General features: G+C 42.6%; 13 protein-coding genes. 3 read left to right on the top strand and 10 right to left on the bottom strand.

What is annotated here, in order from left to right; translation table 11 throughout:
- Positions 1 to 21: 21 nt before the first annotated feature.
- The 3 genes from HXT24_RS02315 to HXT24_RS02305 form a co-directional block, all read right to left on the bottom strand.
- The gene (locus HXT24_RS02315; protein WP_415686011.1) at positions 22 to 969 is read right to left on the bottom strand and encodes a hypothetical protein; all 948 of its coding nucleotides are present in this window, start codon (positions 967 to 969) and stop codon (positions 22 to 24) included.
- Positions 970 to 1,062: 93 nt separating this feature from the next.
- Entirely contained in the window at positions 1,063 to 1,695 is a 633-nt protein-coding gene (locus tag HXT24_RS02310; protein ID WP_422114206.1) for a histidine phosphatase family protein, read from the bottom strand.
- A gap of 23 nt (positions 1,696 to 1,718) precedes the next feature.
- On the bottom strand, positions 1,719 to 2,228 hold the full coding sequence (locus HXT24_RS02305; protein ID WP_165847556.1) for a GtrA family protein: 510 nt from the start codon (positions 2,226 to 2,228) through the stop codon (positions 1,719 to 1,721).
- Between the two features lie 116 nt (positions 2,229 to 2,344).
- On the opposite strand from HXT24_RS02305, the gene HXT24_RS02300 reads away from it, so the two are divergent.
- On the top strand, positions 2,345 to 2,692 hold the full coding sequence (locus HXT24_RS02300) for a phenylpyruvate tautomerase MIF-related protein (RefSeq protein ID WP_101886618.1): 348 nt from the start codon (positions 2,345 to 2,347) through the stop codon (positions 2,690 to 2,692).
- Between the two features lie 121 nt (positions 2,693 to 2,813).
- Here the strand turns inward: HXT24_RS02300 and brnQ are convergent, their stop codons facing one another.
- From brnQ to HXT24_RS02270, 6 genes are all read right to left on the bottom strand, one after another.
- Positions 2,814 to 4,328 (bottom strand): branched-chain amino acid transport system II carrier protein, encoded by a 1,515-nt coding sequence (gene brnQ, locus HXT24_RS02295; RefSeq protein WP_116692324.1) that lies wholly within the window; start codon positions 4,326 to 4,328, stop codon positions 2,814 to 2,816.
- A gap of 216 nt (positions 4,329 to 4,544) precedes the next feature.
- On the bottom strand, positions 4,545 to 6,341 hold the full coding sequence (gene argS / locus HXT24_RS02290) for an arginine--tRNA ligase (protein WP_422119547.1): 1,797 nt from the start codon (positions 6,339 to 6,341) through the stop codon (positions 4,545 to 4,547).
- Positions 6,342 to 6,447: 106 nt separating this feature from the next.
- Positions 6,448 to 9,210: a valine--tRNA ligase gene (gene valS / locus HXT24_RS02285; protein ID WP_422119546.1), complete on the bottom strand. Its 2,763-nt coding sequence runs from the start codon at positions 9,208 to 9,210 to the stop codon at positions 6,448 to 6,450.
- A gap of 132 nt (positions 9,211 to 9,342) precedes the next feature.
- Entirely contained in the window at positions 9,343 to 10,890 is a 1,548-nt protein-coding gene (locus HXT24_RS02280; protein WP_422119599.1) for an ABC transporter substrate-binding protein, read from the bottom strand.
- Positions 10,891 to 11,106: 216 nt separating this feature from the next.
- Complete coding sequence (gene nth / locus HXT24_RS02275; protein ID WP_422114052.1) at positions 11,107 to 11,808, bottom strand: endonuclease III; 702 nt, start codon at positions 11,806 to 11,808, stop codon at positions 11,107 to 11,109.
- Between the two features lie 31 nt (positions 11,809 to 11,839).
- Positions 11,840 to 12,613, bottom strand: a complete 774-nt coding sequence (locus HXT24_RS02270; protein ID WP_004114288.1) for a response regulator transcription factor — start codon at positions 12,611 to 12,613, stop codon at positions 11,840 to 11,842.
- Between the two features lie 189 nt (positions 12,614 to 12,802).
- Between HXT24_RS02270 and HXT24_RS02265 the strand changes: the two genes are divergently transcribed.
- A complete protein-coding gene (locus HXT24_RS02265; protein ID WP_004122799.1) occupies positions 12,803 to 13,528 on the top strand; it encodes a hypothetical protein in 726 nt (241 codons plus the stop codon).
- Between the two features lie 100 nt (positions 13,529 to 13,628).
- On the opposite strand, the gene HXT24_RS02260 is transcribed toward HXT24_RS02265, so the two are convergent.
- Positions 13,629 to 14,123 (bottom strand): inorganic diphosphatase, encoded by a 495-nt coding sequence (locus HXT24_RS02260; protein WP_004105658.1) that lies wholly within the window; start codon positions 14,121 to 14,123, stop codon positions 13,629 to 13,631.
- A 440-nt stretch (positions 14,124 to 14,563) separates the two neighbouring features.
- On the opposite strand from HXT24_RS02260, the gene HXT24_RS02255 reads away from it, so the two are divergent.
- On the top strand, positions 14,564 to 16,987 hold the full coding sequence (locus HXT24_RS02255; protein WP_422119545.1) for an acyltransferase family protein: 2,424 nt from the start codon (positions 14,564 to 14,566) through the stop codon (positions 16,985 to 16,987).
- The last annotated feature ends 55 nt before the right edge of the window (positions 16,988 to 17,042 follow it).

Below are 17,042 nucleotides of genomic sequence, written 5' to 3'. Positions count from 1 at the left end.
GCGCGTTACGGACGTGCCTATCTAGTCAAGCGCTTGCGTTGATTCCTTATTACCTTCCACATGCGCAAACTTTGCGGCCAATGCTTCTCTGGACTTTCTATCGTCTTCTTCTTTTGCAAGCTTCTTAGCCTCTTCTGGGTCCCAAAGAACATCTTCCTTATGCTTTAACCATTCGCGCTCAAGCAATGGGGCTGCAATTTCAAGTAGCGTGCTCATACTATTTTCGCCATTTTCGCCATTTTCGCTAGCTTTACCACTTTTTACGCAATCAACAAGCTCACGCCACTGATTATCCTTAAACATCATTCGCGGAACTCCCGCACACTCACACACTTCGTTAATATATAGGAATATAGGCAAAGTTTCGTAAATGTTGCTTGTTTTTTCAATAAGACTTTTAAGAATAGACAGTATTGCTGTAATTTTTTGCGATTCTACAGAATTAAGTCCGCAAAAACCACACTCTTGTTTTGCGCATCTAAACGCATCTTGCAAGCTATCAACGCTCCAATTACCTGCAACGCTTAAAGAATCCGCAGCACCGTTGATTGCGTTAACATCATTAGAAAGATTTGATTCAAGCTTGTTAAAAATAGCGCTAACATCATTCGTGTTATTTTCTAGCTCTTCTTGCGCTTCGCTGTAGTCTGGTTCGTAGCATAAATCCATATCATCGTAAGCGTTTGCAGCAGCCAAAAGCGCGTCAACTATCTCTTGAGGGCGTCCTGGAATTTCGTCTGCACCTTCATACACAAACTCTGCATCTGGAACAGTAACGTCTAAATCTGTAATAATTCGAGCAATAGTGCGAATCGCCCTAACCTCAAGATTTTCAGCATATTTTGCGTCATTATCTAAATGGCGAGCTTCGCTTAAAGGCCACAATTTAGTTAAATCCGCGGCCGACTTTGCAGCAGACTCAAGCAGACTCAAAGCCTGTGAATCCAGCTTTTCTACAGAATCACCCATAATAACGCTCCTTCGCATTAAACTTTAAAAAACACGATTTCTACGCATCTTTCATGCATATTTTTAAGTCTACTGCTTATTATTCCACACGTTCTACTGCACACGCGCCGCAGGATCCACATATGTGATGGAAAGCACATTCATATTTTCGCAATCATATGTAATTGACGTAATTGACGCCAAAGCCGTTTTGCGTAAAAGCATATTGTGCTCCGCATGACCCGTTTCTAGCAAATGACGGTAAGACCATATTGGCGATTCGTGCGTTACAGCTACGATTTGTTCACCTGGGTGATTTTTCACTTGTTCGCGCGCAAAATCGCCAACGCGTGCTGCGATGCTTTTGTAGGATTCTCCCCAACTTGGCTTCCACAAGTTAGATACAAGCTTCCAATTGTTGTTTTTCCACAAAGCGCCTTCGCCATAGCCGATTCGTTTTCCTCGAAAATTGTTTTCCGCTTCGATTAAACGATCGTCTAAAATAATCGGTCCGATTTGCAAAGCGTTTGCGATTTGTTGCGCCGTTTCTTGCGTGCGCTCCAAAGGAGACGAGTAAATCGCGCTAATTGTGCGCATTTGTGGAACAGTCGCAATGTATTTTGCTGTAGCGCAAGCCATTTTTAAGCCGCGATTAGATAAGTGAAATCCCGGAAGCCTCTCGTAAAGCACGTGATTTGGATTTTCCACTTCCCCGTGGCGCACAAAATGAATAGTCGTAGCTTGCATATTCTCTAAACCTACTTCCAAACCTACTTCCAGCCTTTTGGAGTGTGACTTAACGACCATTCGCCCAACTTGTGAGCAAAAGTATTGTCTTTAGCGGAATCATAATCAGGTTTTTGCGACTTTGTGTCATCTAAAAGCCATTTTCTAATAACAAAATTCCACACAGCTACAACAACTGTTGCAATAAGCTTGCCAATGTTTGTGCGAAGCATGTAAATTGCAGTACCACGCAAAGTTTGTGCCATTCCAAGCGTGCTAAGCCAAATAATCGCATCGTTAATAAGCAAACCAATAACTGCAGAAATAACAAAAATCAGCAATTCCATCCAACGAGCCATGTCTTCGCGGTGTTTAAACACGTACTTCATGCTGGCAATGTAGTTAAAAATAAGAGAGATTATAAAAGATATTGTTCCAGCAACAACGTTATTAAAATGTACAAGAAGCAACAGATTCAACAACGCTACGTCAATAATCAGCGCAATAATGCCTACGATTCCAAACTTAACAACCTGTTCAATAAGTTTTTTCATACATTCAATTAAACACGCGGAGGCTAACAATTCACTATAATTATTGCGTAACGCAAGTTGCGTGATACAAGTTTATAAAACTCAGCAAATTCATAAAACTTAGCAAAGGAGCGATTATGCCAGTTATTCACACTCACGTTTCTGTAAGCACTACACCTGCTCAGCGAGATGCCTTAAAAGCAGCGTACGGCAAGGCAATTAGCGCAGTTCCAGGCAAAAGCGAGCATTGGCTTATGTGCCCATTTGAAGACAATATGCCGATTTATTTTGCAGGAGACAATTCCAAGCCTGCAGCATACGTTGAAGTGAACGTCTTTGGCTCTAGCGTGCCTGGTTCGGCTTGGGAAAAGTTAACTGAGCAAATTATGGCAGCGCTAAATCGCGAGCTTGGAATTCCACAAGACCGCACTTACATTCGTTACACTGCAACAACTGACTGGGGTTGGAACGGCGGCAACTTCTAGTCGCAACTCGCAAGCCTAAACTATCAACTCGCAATAATCGCCATATAGCAACTCATATGAGCAGCAATATGGCGATTATTTATTATTACAACTATCTATACAAATAAATATGAATTAGTCACTAGGATTGATTGCCAAAATTAGGCTCGTCAAGCTCAGAGCTGCTTGAAGAATAATCATCGCTACTAGCAACACTGCCTTCAAGATCTGGGCCAGAAGCTGCACGAGCTACCTCTTCCATACCTTTGTTGTCACATAAAACCATGCGAACATAGCCAACAACAAATCCAACAACAGCTGGGCAAACCCAAGCCATGCCAAATTCCGAGAACGGCAGCCAGTTTTGAGCAACAATCAACATATCGTTCATATGCAATGCGTCGCGCAAAGCTGTTGGCAAACTATTCAAAAAGTCATATACAGCTGCAACACCAGTAAAACCAAGTGTCCAAGCATACACAACTTTGGAATTTCCAAAAAGTCGACCGCACAAAGCTAAAAGAATCAGTACGATTGACAGCGGATACAAGAACATTAATACTGGAACCGCATATTCGATGATTGCGCTCAAACCAAAGTTTGCAAGACCAAACGAAACAAGCGTAATCAATACAGACCAAACGCGGTAGCTAGGACCCTTAGGGAATAGCTTAGAGAAAGTTTCCGAACAGCTTACGATTAAGCCAACCGCAGTCTTTAAGCATGCAAGCGTTACAGTTGCAGCAAGCACGAATAAGCCAACGTTTCCAAGATGATAGCGTGCAACTTGCGCCAAAGTTACGCCACCATTTTCTGCAGGTGGGAACAGCGCGCGGCTACGCACACCAACAACAACAATTGCAACGTAAATCAACGCCATAAGCAAACAGCTAAAGAATCCAGAGCGAGCAGTATTTACTGCCACATCTTTAGGATCTTTTACACCAAACTGGCGAATGGTGCTAACAACCACAATTCCAAATGCCAAGCTAGCTAAAGCATCCATTGTGTTGTAGCCATCTAAGAATCCTGTAAAGAATGACTTATTAACGTAATTTCCTATAGGAGCAGCATCTGAAGAAGCGCCGCTTATAGGAGAAAATAGTGCTGTAAATACCAAAACAGCTAGGAACACAAGGAAGATTGGCGTAAGAACTTTACCAACCCACGTAAGTATGCCGCTTGGCTTCATAGCAAAGAAGAATGCGAGCGCAAAGAACACTACAGAGAACAAGAACAAGTACAATTGACCGTTCCCGTCTTGCGGAACAACTCGCTCCAATCCAACAGTGTATGAAGTTGTTGCACAGCGCGGAATTGCGAAGAACGGGCCGATTGTTAAATAAAGAACGCACGTAAAGAACATGCCGTATTTTTTGCTAGCCTTGCTAGAAAGCTCAAAAAGACCGTTTGCGCGACTCATTGCAAGAGCTGTAACGCCTAACAATGGCAAACCAACGCCAGTAACAATAAATCCGATTGCTGCAGGAGCAGAATTGTTTCCTGCGTTAGCACCAAGGAATACTGGGAATATAAGGTTTCCAGCGCCAAAGAACATGCCAAACAACATGACCGCCACGTATGCGGACTCAATAATTGTCAAGTTCCTTTTTTTCGGGGCACTGTCTGTGCTGACACTTTGTGTTGTGACGCTCATGCTACACCTCCTATATGGTGAAAAATTGTTTAAGCATATTATTTAACGCATTGAATAACAAAACTGAAACCGAAAAATAATATTAGGGGGTATATTAATAAATCACATGTACTTAATCGACAAAAATTTGCAATTTCGCGCGTGTCTACTAGTCAAAAATAAAAGGACGCTAGCGTAAAAACTAACGTCCTAAATAAAAAAAGCAAATGCACTAAATCACATCTTGTCTGGAGCAGAAACTCCAAGCAAATCAAGTCCAGATGCAATAACTGTGCGAACAGCCTCGTTAAGCTTTAAGCGCGCTGCAGCGCGTGCTGGCTCTGGGCACTTTGCAATGCGCTGAGCTTCGCGCTCTGCTTCTGGCAAACGATTTTCTGGGTCGCTCAATTCCATTGGCACTACGCGCTCAAGGTTGTACCACTTGTGGTAGCTTGCAGCCAAATCTTCAAGATAATGCGCAACTCTGTGTGGAGCACGCAAATCGCCAGCTTGTGCAAGAGCTGCAGGCCATTGCGCCAAAGCAGCCAGCACTTCGCCATCTGCCTCGGTATTAAGCAAGCTTAAATCGGCTCCATCTGCACTAATTCCAGCATCCGCAGCATTACGAGCCACATTGCAGCTGCGTGCGTGAGCGTATTGCACGTAATACACAGGATTATCGTTGCTGTGAGAAGCAAGCAAATCCAAATCAATATCAACGCTTGTGTTGTAGTCGGTGCGCGCAAGCGAGTAGCGAGAAGCATCAACGCCAATTGCATCAACTAAATCGTCGATCGTAATAACGTTTCCAGCACGCTTACTCATGCGCACAGGCTTACCATCTTTCATAACGTTTACCATCTGACCAATAAGAATCTGCATGTTTTCGCCTGGCTCATCCCCAAAAGCCGCGCACATTGCCATCATTCTGCCAATGTAGCCGTGATGATCCGCGCCGAGCATGTAAATCGCTACGTCCGCAGGATTCTGTTCGCGATGGCGTTTGTTACGATAGTATGCAATATCTGCAGCAAAGTAAGCGTAATTGCCGTCAGACTTAATAATTACGCGATCCTTATCGTCGCCATGCTTGGTGGATTCAAACCAAGTTGCGCCATCTTTTTCAAAGATGTCTCCGCGAGAACGCAAATCTGCAATAGCGCGCTCAACTTCGCCATCCTCGTACAAGCTGTTTTCGTGGAACCACACGTCGAAGCCAACGCGAAAATCGCGCATTGACTTGCGAATTTCCGCAAACATCATTGGCACTGCGCGCTTGCGGAACTCTTCTCGCTGCTCGGAATCGCCTTCACCAAGAGGCAAACCTTCTTCGTCTTTTCCAAGATCAATTCGCGGCAATGAGAGAACATCAACGCCGTCTGCTTGCGCTTCTTTTATAACAGCATCCGCGATTTCGTTAATATACGCGCCTTTGTAGCCGTCTGCAGGTGTTTCTTCACCGTGAGCTGCAGCAACTAAAGACTTTGCAAAACGGTTGATTTGCTCGCCATGATCGTTGAAGTAGTATTCGCGCACAACTTTTGCGCCGTTCGCTTCCAAAACTCGAGCCATGGAATCGCCAACTGCAGCCCAGCGAGTTCCACCAATATGGATTGGGCCAGTTGGGTTTGCGGAAACAAACTCAAGGTTTAGGGTTTTCCCGCCCAAGTGCGCATTCTTACCAAAATCCGCGCCATGTTTTAATACTTTATCAACAACAGCCGCGGCAGACGCAGAATCAAGTGTTATGTTAATAAAGCCAGGGCCTGCCACTTCTACGCGCGCAATACCTTCTGCTTCTTGCAAACGCTCGGCAAAAAGTTCAGCTAAATCGTGAGGCTTCATACCAGCTTTTTTAGCGAGCTGCATAGCAACGTTCGTAGCCCAATCGCCGTGTGCGCGATCTTTTGGTCGCATCACCGCAAGTTTTTCGGCAGAAGGAATCAAATCTTCTGTTAGACTGCCAGCTTTACCGCTTGCTACTAAATCTTTAGCAATTTTTTCAATTAATTCACTTAAGCTTTCTGGATTCATGGTTTACAGTCTAGCGTTACCGCGCGATGCTTAGTATTTACAATACATAAAAAGCGCTGGAGTCAAAGATTGACTTACAGCGCTTTTGTTTTGCAATTACTTGCGACTACTTCTTTTTTGCAGGAGCTTCACCGAGTTCGCTTTGAGCAACAGAAACGTTTACGTTAGTTGCATCAGATTCCGCAGATTCAGATTCAGAATCAGAAGAATCTCCAGCATCCGCAGCCTTAACAGCGTTAAGCTTTACTTCTCCAGTAACGCGACCCGCTTCCGCAACGTCATCCAAAGTCTCCTCAACAGCCTTGTAAGCATTTTCTGCAACGTTCAAAGTCACTTGCAAAATAGGAGTCTTCATAGAAACTTTTGCTTCAGACTTAATCTTGCGCAAAGCAGCCAAAGCTTCACCCGCGTAAGCCAAAGTATCCGCAGAAACACCGTTTGCAGCAGCCTCATACGCCTTAGCGCATGGCCAGCTAGCGCGATGCACAGAGCCTTCGCCTTCGTGCATCCAGCTCCACACTTCTTCAGTAGCGTAAGGCAAGTAAGGAGCAAGCAAGCGAGCCAAAGCGTCGAGCGCAAGACCAAGAGTTGTGCGAGCAGACTTTACAGCAGCTTCACTTGGAGTGCGTCCAGTGGATTCTGCAGTACCATAAGCACGATTCTTTGCAAGCTCAATGTAATCGTCGCAGAACTCCCAGAAGAAGGTTTCGATTGCTTCCAAAGCCTTGGAATGCTCGTAAGATTCAAGCGCATCAGTTGCTGTACGAATAACGGATGCGAGCTTTGCCATAACAGAGCGATCCAAAACTTCCGTAACGTCTGCAAAATCCCAATCCGCACTAGCAGGCTCAAGAACCTGATGTTCCTCGTCTTCTCGGCCAATCGCGAGCGCAAACTTAGTAGCATTCAAAAGCTTAATCGCAAGGCGGCGGCCAATCTTCATCTGACCTTCGTCATAAGTTGCATCCAAGCCAAGTTTTGCAGAAGTTGCCCAGTAGCGCACAGCATCCGCACCAAACTCTTCAATTGGCTTATTTGGCACAACCACGTTGCCCTTAGATTTAGACATCTTCTTGTGGTCTGGGTCCAAGATCCAGCCAGAAAGCGCAGCATGCTTCCAAGGCAAGCAGCCGTTTTCAAGATGCGCGCGGTCAACCGTGCTAAACAGCCAAGTACGAATAATATCCTGGCCTTGTGGACGCAAATCCATTGGGAAAGTAGCCTTAAACAAAGCTTGATTTTCCTCACCTGGCTCTTCCCAACGAGTCACGATTTGTGGAGTTAAGGAGGATGTTGCCCAAGTGTCCATAATGTCTTGCTCAGCAGTAAAGCCGTTTGGCTGATCTCGCTGAGATTCGTCGAATCCTTCTGGAACGTCAATAGTTGGGTCGATTGGCAAACGATCTTCGCTAGGCGTCAAAGGATGCTCGTAATCCACTTCCCCATTTTCGTTTACTGGGTACCATAATGGGAATGGCACGCCGAAGAAGCGTTGGCGAGAAATAAGCCAGTCGCCATTCAAGCCGTGAACCCAATTCTCGTAGCGCACGCGCATAAAGTCTGGGTGGAAGTTAAGTTCTTTGCCGCGCTCAATAAGCTCAGCGTTCAACTTTTCGTCCGTGCCGCCGTTCTTTAAATACCATTGGCGAGAAGTGACGATTTCCAAAGGCTTATCGCCCTTTTCGTAGAAGTTCGTCATACGCTTTGTTGGCTTTGGTTCGCCTTCCATATCTCCAGCTGCTTGCAAAGCTTCAACAACTTCCTTGCGAGCGGAGAACGTGGTTTTGCCGGCAATTTTCTCGAACATTTCGCGGCCAGACTCGTCCGTAATCCAATCAGGAGTCGTCATTACAATGCGGCCGTTACGCTGAATAATTGGTCGAGTTGGCAAACTCAAGTCGCGCCACCACTCAACGTCTGTTACGTCACCGAAAGTGCAGCACATTGCAATGCCAGCACCCTTGTCCATTTGAGCTGCAGGATGCGCCAAAATCGGAACCTTCACCTTAAACAGCGGCGAGTAAACTTCCTTGCCAAAATACTCCTTGTAACGCTCATCGTCTGGATGCGCGATCAAAGAAGTGCATGCAGCAAGCAATTCTGGGCGCGTAGTCTCAATATAAATTGGCGTACCATCTTCAAAACGGAACGCAATCTTATGGTAGAAACCAGGGTACTCGCGCGCTTCAAGCTCTGCTTGCGCAACTGCAGTCTGGAATGTAACATCCCACAAGCCTGGAGCGTCTTTCTGATAAGCCTCTCCACGAGCAAGATTGCGCAAGAATGCTTTTTGTGCAACTCGGCGAGGCTGCTCGCCAATAGTGTGATAAGTTTGCGACCAGTCTACAGAAAGACCAAGCCTGCGCCACAAAGCTTCAAAAAGCTTCTCATCTTGAGAAGTCAAGCGCTCGCAAAGCTCAATAAAGTTCTGTCTGCTTACAGGAACCTGATCTTTTGCCTCAATCTTCTTGCCTTCTGTGCCTTCAAAAGGCGGCTTAAAATCAGGATCATATTTAAGCGAAGTATCTACGCGCACGCCGTAATAGTTTTGCACGCGGCGCTCTGTTGGCAAGCCGTTATCGTCCCAACCCATTGGGTAGAACACATCAAAGCCTTGCATGCGCTTATATCGCGCAATCACATCCGTATGCGTGTAAGAAAATACGTGACCAACGTGCAAGTGGCCGCTAACTGTTGGAGGCGGCGTATCGATTGAATACACGGCCTTGCGGTCGCGAGAATTGTGGAATTCGTAAGTCTTAGCTTCATCCCAATTACTACGCCATTTGTCTTCAAGACCATCAACACCAACCTTATTAGGCAATGGTGTTAAATGTGCGTGTTTTACTGTGTTATCCTGTTCACTCATGAACTGAATATTAGAAACTCAGCGCGACAACGTCAATATTTTTACAAATATTTGTAAAAATTATTCAAATCAACGGTTGCTGGCGACTAATCCCAAACCACACGCACTTATATTCCTGAAATAATCTTGGATTTATTTTACGTTTACGTCGTGCAATGGCAAAAGCTGATCAGTCATGTTTGTAGGATATCCGCTAACATTAGATTTAGCTACCACAATGCTCTTTCGCGCATACATCCAGTCCGAAACAGCGTAGTTATTCAACTCTCTAGCATACTGTTTGATATTTGACTCATATCCTTCTGCATTTGTTGATTTCATTGCCTGTGCAAAATATTTCTGAGACTCATGATCTTGGAACAAATAAGTAGACTTTGTATCTGCATACGCTCCAGAATCCAAAGTGTGATTCATCCATGTGAGTGCTAAGTCATATTTACCATCATGAATTCGCTGTTTCATAGTGTTCTCATCTACTTCTTCGACATTCACACGGAAACCGCCAGTAGCGTTTAACTGAGAACCAAGCGCATTACCAATATTACTCATTCCAAGAGGTACGAGGAATGTAATTTTACCAAGGTAGGCAGCAGAGAAATATGAGAATAGAGATCGAGCTTTTTGAGGATCGTGTGGATAAGTTCCGCTTAAATCCTCGTATCCTGGCGACAATGGGGAAATTGGTCCGCGCACAATTTGACCACCAAATGGATCAGCCGATAAAACAGTGTTTACATCCATTGCGTAACTGCTTGCTCTACGAACGTGCTGATCGCAGAAAATAGACGATATTCCAGTGTTATAAGCAATCATTCGTATTCTAGTGCTCTGGCCTTCAACAAGTTGAGTATTTGGCATTGACGCCATACGTTTGTTTTCATTGCCATCAAGAGGAACAGCCATTTGAATATCGCCATTCTGCATGGCATTTGCTAAAGATGTATCGTCATTAAAGTATTTAAGAGTTATGCTAGCGCAGCCAGATGCTGTACCCCAATATTTGTCGTTTCTCACAAGAACAAGGTCTGAACCTTTACTATAACCGTTAACTTTAAAAGGTCCTGTTCCCATAGCGTCTGAAGCGTAGTTTAATGAAGCGCGAGTGTCATATACAATTCCAGCTCTACCTGCTAATCTTCGCAGCAGTAATGGATCTGGCATTTTTAATGAAATGTTTAGAATATCAGGTCCTGAGTTAGATACGCTTGTAATATTCGTCAACTTTTCATAGCCTGGATAGCTTTTTGTAATACCTTGCTGAAGTGATTGCAGTACGGAGCCAGAGTCCATTACGTCTCCATTTGCAAACTTCACGCCTGAACGAATCCTAAACTTATAATTCAAACCGTCGGAAGATACGCTCCAAGACTGAGCAAGACCTGGTTTTAAAGCATTATTGCCGTCTCGTTTAATAAGCGTTTCATAAACGTTTTCAATGAGAGCTTGTTGCAGTGAATCACTGTCGTCAGTCCTAATATCTAAGGATGCTGGGGCTGTACGCAAGCCTATTTTTAAAACTGAGCTTGATGCAGGAACAATACTTTCTGGAATTATTGATCTTCCATCTAAAAATCGCCATCCACCCCATGCGGCAACGGACATAATGGCAATTAAGACTATAAAAATAACCCATGAGGACACGCCTTTTTTAGCTTTTTTTGCATAACGTGCTTTTCTCATATGTGATCCAGATGAGTATCTTTCAAATTCAGACATAGCCAACAGTGTATATCATCAATTGAATCATACGTAGAATTTATGCAAAAAATAATCTAAAAATACCCTAAAAAGATTCTAAAAGTTAATTATATGAGATATTAGAAAAATCCGTTACGACAACCACAACGCAGCTACGACAAAATCCACGACAAAACCTACAACATAGCTACAACATAGCTACAACGAAACAGATGGGCACAGAAATCTTAGAGGGCAGTCAGCACAATGCGGATTCCTAGCTGTACATATTTTTCTACCATGAAGAATAAGGCGGTGAGACAAATTAGTCCATTCTTCTGGCGGAAAATAAGATGTAATTTCACGCTCAACTTTTACAGGATCCGACTTAGCAATTTCCCAATCGCTTCTCCATCTAAGCCTTGATGTTACACGCATAACATGGGTATCTACTGGAAACCCTGGGATACCAAAAGCATTGCCCAATACAACGTTTGCTGTTTTTCTTCCTACACCTGGAAGTTTTGTAAGATCATCCATATTATTTGGAACTACACCATTGAAATCGTCCATAAGTTTTTGCGAAAGCTCTATAATATGCTGCGCTTTTACTCTATAAAATCCAAGTTGATGGATGATCTCTTGTACCTTATATATTGGTGCGCGCGCTAAATCTTTTGGCGTAGGATAAGTTCTAAAAAGTTGCTCCGTTACAATATTTACACGTCTATCAGTGGTTTGTGCGCTAAGAACAGTGGCTATTAGTAGTTCAAATGGATTTGTAAAATTTAATGCACACTTTGGATTCGGTATTTCTTCGCATAAAATCCTATACTCTTCACTCATCCTAGCGATTTTTTTAGATTTTCTAGAATTGGAAGATGATTCTTGACTACTATTCACGTTTTGTAATTTAACCAATATAATAAACCACTAATCCGCTACAGGAATTCTAGTCGGAAGCCGCCGACGAATCATTATTATCAGAATCTGTAGAATCTACAACTTCATCCTGAGACTCTAAAGGATCGAAACGATACCCAACATTCCTAACCGTTCCAATAACATGCTCATATTCAACGCCTAATTTCGCGCGTAACCTACGAATGTGAACATCCACTGTACGAGTTCCACCGTAATAATCGTAACCCCAAACCTCTTGAAGTAAGTGAGCACGAGTGAATACTCGCCTAGGATGCTGAACAAAGTATTTAAGAAGCTCAAATTCTTTATACGCTAAATCAATAGGCTTTCCGTGCAAGCTAACCGTGTAACTCTGCGTATCTACGACTAAATCCCCAGAGCACATTTGACCGCTACTGTTAATTTCCACGCTACCAGAATCAGCTACATGTTCTTTAGAAGTAGATTCAGCCGACCCACCTCGTTGAGAAGCTAGTCTAAGTCTACCTTCTACTTCGGCTGGAGAAGCTGTTGTCAGCATAACATCACTAACGCCCCAAGATGCATTAACAACCGTGAATCCGCCTTCTGTAAGAATTAAGATAACAGACATTGTTAAATTAGAAGCACGAACAATAGAGCATAAAGATTTCGCCAAAGACAAATCTTCTCTAGCATCTACAAGAAGAATAGTGTTTTCTGGCATCTTAAGCATACTAGACGGTTCCATTGGGAGCACTCGCACTCTATGCGAAAGTAGAGTCAAAGATGGCAAAACTTTTGCAGGCGCGGCACAAGAGGTCATCAATGTAATATCCGTCATATTGATACCTCCAGAACGCATAGAATTGAATAACAAATTCAAAATCAAGCTGTTAAAAGAGAATTGTAATCCATACTTAAGATACTTAATAAGAATCGAAGCATGCAAGTGTACGCTTACATATAAAATAAGTTAATACGGCTAAACAATTTATTAAAATTATCTTATAAAACGCGATAGGAGCGTAATATGAGCAACGATAACATCGCACATAATGCAATGCATAATCACATTACGATTGTTGTAACTCAATTCGTTGCTATAGCTCTTTTAGCAATTGCAGCCATTCTGCCAATAGCCACAGCAAAAGCCGTTATAACCGTTTGCGTGATTATTCTTCTTGCTCTAGTTACTTTCTGGCCACTACAAGGTTCTACAGCAGATAAAGCTATTCCGCTTTTTGCCGGAATCGCATCTATGTGGTGCGCGGCATTAGCTTTAAAAGGTTGGCTTCCTAGCAGCGTAATAGATAATACAGAAGTTAGTATGGATAAGTTCATTGCAGCTATTCACCCATATGAACGTTGGGCTGTGAGCTTTGCTCTAATTCTTGTTGCTGCAACTTTTGTTAGCTTTGGTCGTCAAATGCTTAGGGAAGAGAGATCTAATCTGGTAAGAAATATTTCACATTCTCTTACCGCAAGTATCGCTTGTGCAGCTCTTCCAGGATGGCTTTTTTTGCCTTCGATTATTCGTTTCACATTCTCCGTGCGTATTCTAGAACTTGGCGTACTGGTAGCAGTATTGGGTTTGCTTGCCGTAATTGTTCTAGCTGGGCTTTCTCATCTTTGGGTTAAAGATGCAAAATACAATACTGACATGCTTTTGCCACAAGTTGGTACTGCTTTGATTCCCGTGATGATGGGCGGAATGGTTGTTTACGCAACTGGTTTAGGAATGCTACTAATAGCTTAAATTTTTTAGAATAAAAAAAGTGTCTAACACATAAAAATGTGTTAGACACTAGCAAACACGTTTCTAAAACGCTCGGAAGATTCGCGACTAATCTCGAAAACTACTTTTCGCTTTCTTCAAGACGCTTGCGAGCTGCGACAATTTCCTTTTCAGCCTGCTCAACTCCAGCCCAGAAGTCACCAGGAAGAACTTCCTTACCTGGCTCCAAAGCCTTGTACTGCTCGAAGAAGTGCTTGATTTCAGCCTTGTGATACTCATTCACGTCATCAATATCCTTGATGTCGTCGAAACGAACATCTGCTGGAACGCACAAAACCTTATCGTCTCCGCCAGCTTCGTCAACCATGTGGTACAAGCCAACAGCGCGGCACTCAACAACGCATCCTGGGAACACAGAGTTTGGAATCATAACAAGAGCATCGAGTGGATCGCCATCTTCGCCCAAAGTTCCATCAATGTAACCGTAATCATCTGGATAACCCATAGCTGTGAAAAGGGTACGATCCAAGAAAACACGACCAGTTTCGTGATCAACTTCATACTTATTCTTGGATCCGCGTGGGATTTCTACCACAACATTGAATGTTTCTGCCATGTTTACTCCTTAATGCGTAAAATAATGCGTAAAACACACTGTTTATCAATCTAACGTTTATACACCTAAATTAGACTGTTCAGTCTAACTCTAGCGCGCAGCAAAGAGCACGTAAAACGCGTTGTATAACATTGGCATTTTAGCAAACAAAAGTCGAAAGCAACCGCACTAAAAAATAGCAGAGAAAAATCTTAATAAAAACGAATAATTACCTTGAAAAATATTTAAATCCGTATTAAAAAATTTCATAAAACTTGCAAAAAACATAAGAAAAATCAAGGAAAAACTAGGGAAAAACTAAGACACGCTATAACTAACTACAGTGTCTTAATACGTAGATAATATGACTACGTTTTGGGCGATGTTAGTCATAAAACAATTCATACCCACATCATGCCCACAACCAAAATTAAACCACGTATTAGCAAGTTGCAGGCAAAATGACAGAGATAAACAACGCAGCTAACACTACAAGCAAACGCAACGCTGCAATAGATGGCATGCGTGCTATTGCTGTTATTGCGATTGTAGCGTTCCACCTACGTCCAATAGTACTTCCAGGAGGATTCTTGGGAGTAACAATGTTTCTTGTTATGGCTGGATACTTCAGCACTGTATCTCTGCTAAAAATGTTTGAAACATCAAATGCACAAAAGTCGCCAGCAACCAGCGAACAAACCAAAACACCGGCAAAGTCTAAAATATTCGCCTACTTAAAATATTTGTTTAAACGCGTAAAACGAATTTGGCCGTCTACTATAGGGATTATTGCTCTGAGCGCCCCACTAATGTGGCTATTTTCACCAAGTCTTTTAACAAAACTGCAATCTGACGCACTAACAGGCGCTAGCTTTACAAGCAATATGGCGTATATTTTGCGAAAAGTATCTTACTTTGAACAATCAGGACTACCATCCCCAATAAAACACCTTTGGTATTTGGGACTTATTATGCAAATCTTTGTATTCTGGCCGATTATACTATGGGTGATTCTTAAAATTGTGCACTCTAAATTTGTAAGAATGTGCGTTACTGCGATTCTTATGCTTGCATGCTCATTGGCAAACCTAGCAATTACGCTTTTTTATGGAGATGGTCAAACCATTGCTCGCGTGTATTACTCTATTGACACTCGAGCTGGAGAATTCTTAATTGGTGCGTTACTCGCAATGTATTTCACATGGTTTAGTGAACGTTCTATTCTCAAAATTATTGCAGATGCTTGTAAATATATTGTTGGAAACAAAAGCAAAAAAACACAAATCGAAAAAATAGAGGATTCATCAGAGATAGAAGCGCAAAATACACAAAATACGCAAAATAAAAGCCAATCCTCAGAAGCCTCGATACCAGACGATTTACGAGCAGGATTGCAAGTAAACATGATGGAATCTGATAAAGATGGCGAACCCGATGAATCTAATAATGAAATTGCTGGGGAAAAGTGGCAACAAACCAACGAATCAGAAAACACTGATAAAGTAAAAACTGATCTAAAAAATAAATCAGAATCTGGTAAATTCGCAAAAATAGCAAAAACTCTTCAAAAACCTCTAAGCACACTACAAAAATCGATTATAGGATTGGCTGCGTTAATTTTTATTCTATGGTGCTTAGTGAAAGAAGACGGTTCAAAAACCTGGATTGTTTACGGCGGATACACGATATTCGCAATAGTTTGCGCGATTTTAATGTGGTCCTGCCTACAGAAAAATAGTATTTGCACTAAAATACTTGAAATTGCTCCACTGAAATATATAGGTCTAAGATCTTTTGCGATTTACATAGTCCACTTCCCTATTCTAGAAATACTAAACCCTGCTACAAGAACCACACAGATAACTCTTTGGGAACAGGCAGGGCAATGCGTAATAGTTATTATTGCAGCAGAGGTTTTTTACAGAATATTCGAGATGCCTCTTGCAAATAAGCATATAACCTTTAGTATTAGCCAGAAAGACGATATTATCTCGGACAATATCGACGCGAAAAACCCTGATTTATCTTCAGATACTTTAAACGTTAAAAGTAAGAATATAAGATTGCCGTTTGTTTTAAGAAGAACGGTAATAGTGATTTGTGCAATAGTTGGACTAGCAATAATTGCAGCGCCAGTTAACTGGAATAGTATTGCGCAAGCGCGAGCTATACAATTAAGACCAGAATTAAACGCGCAAGACGCGAATACTCAAAACAAAACTGCACAAGAAAAAACTGCACAAGAAAAAAATTCCGCTAATACGAAGAAAAAAACAGGCGGAAAGCGCGAGAACATAGAAAAACAAACGCTTCCAACAAAACCATCTGACCATAGGATTCTCAACCCGATTGCAGAAAAAGTGCCAGAAAACATAAATACAAAACCGTGGAAAATAGACTCAAAACGCAATGTTTGCACTGCAGACATAACAATGGTTGGAGATTCCGTAACAGAAGGCGCAAAACCATACCTTATGCAAGCATTACCAAACGCTTGGATTGACGGAAAAGTGAGCAGACAAATATTCCACGGAGCGGAAGATTATCAGCAAGATTTAGTTGGGAAACACCCTGGAAGCGTTGTAATCTATGAGCTTGGAACAAACGGACCTCCTAGAGACGAATCTGTTTTGCAAAATATGGTAAATGTTACAGGCGGCAAACCAGTGTATTTTGTAACAACCCGTGTTCCACAGCCTTGGCAAGACGAAACAAACGCAAGACTGCGCGCTTTTGCAGCGAAACGCAAAAACGTTGGAATAATAGACTGGTATGGTTTAAGCGCAGGACACTCCGAATTCTTAACAGACGATGGAATACATTTGACTCCTATTGGAGGTCCACAATACGCGCAAATGATAAGACTAGCCGTGTGCGGAGGATGATTTACTGGTAAATCTTAGTGATAATCATGGTAAGTCCTGCGCAAATTTTGGTAAG

Origin of the sequence: Gardnerella sp. DNF00354, from assembly GCF_049262755.1 — a bacterium.
Lineage (GTDB): Bacteria > Actinomycetota > Actinomycetes > Actinomycetales > Bifidobacteriaceae > Bifidobacterium > Bifidobacterium vaginale.
The sequence above is the reverse complement of the archived record's forward strand: the minus strand, read 5'-3'. Positions and strand labels throughout refer to the sequence as shown.

Bases quoted from the DNA above. Each gene is read 5' to 3' on its own strand.
- argS (WP_422119547.1), bottom strand. From the start codon at position 6,341: ATGAATCCAGAAAGCTTAAGTGAATTAATTGAAAAAATTGCTAAAGAT.
- brnQ (WP_116692324.1), bottom strand. From the start codon at position 4,328: ATGAGCGTCACAACACAAAGTGTCAGCACAGACAGTGCCCCGAAAAAA.
- HXT24_RS02270 (WP_004114288.1), bottom strand. From the start codon at position 12,613: ATGACGGATATTACATTGATGACCTCTTGTGCCGCGCCTGCAAAAGTT.
- HXT24_RS02300 (WP_101886618.1), top strand. From the start codon at position 2,345: ATGCCAGTTATTCACACTCACGTTTCTGTAAGCACTACACCTGCTCAG.
- HXT24_RS02305 (WP_165847556.1), bottom strand. From the start codon at position 2,228: ATGAAAAAACTTATTGAACAGGTTGTTAAGTTTGGAATCGTAGGCATT.
- HXT24_RS02310 (WP_422114206.1), bottom strand. From the start codon at position 1,695: ATGCAAGCTACGACTATTCATTTTGTGCGCCACGGGGAAGTGGAAAAT.
- HXT24_RS02260 (WP_004105658.1), bottom strand. From the start codon at position 14,123: ATGGCAGAAACATTCAATGTTGTGGTAGAAATCCCACGCGGATCCAAG.
- HXT24_RS02315 (WP_415686011.1), bottom strand. From the start codon at position 969: ATGGGTGATTCTGTAGAAAAGCTGGATTCACAGGCTTTGAGTCTGCTT.
- HXT24_RS02255 (WP_422119545.1), top strand. From the start codon at position 14,564: ATGACAGAGATAAACAACGCAGCTAACACTACAAGCAAACGCAACGCT.
- HXT24_RS02280 (WP_422119599.1), bottom strand. From the start codon at position 10,890: ATGAGAAAAGCACGTTATGCAAAAAAAGCTAAAAAAGGCGTGTCCTCA.
- HXT24_RS02265 (WP_004122799.1), top strand. From the start codon at position 12,803: ATGAGCAACGATAACATCGCACATAATGCAATGCATAATCACATTACG.
- valS (WP_422119546.1), bottom strand. From the start codon at position 9,210: ATGAGTGAACAGGATAACACAGTAAAACACGCACATTTAACACCATTG.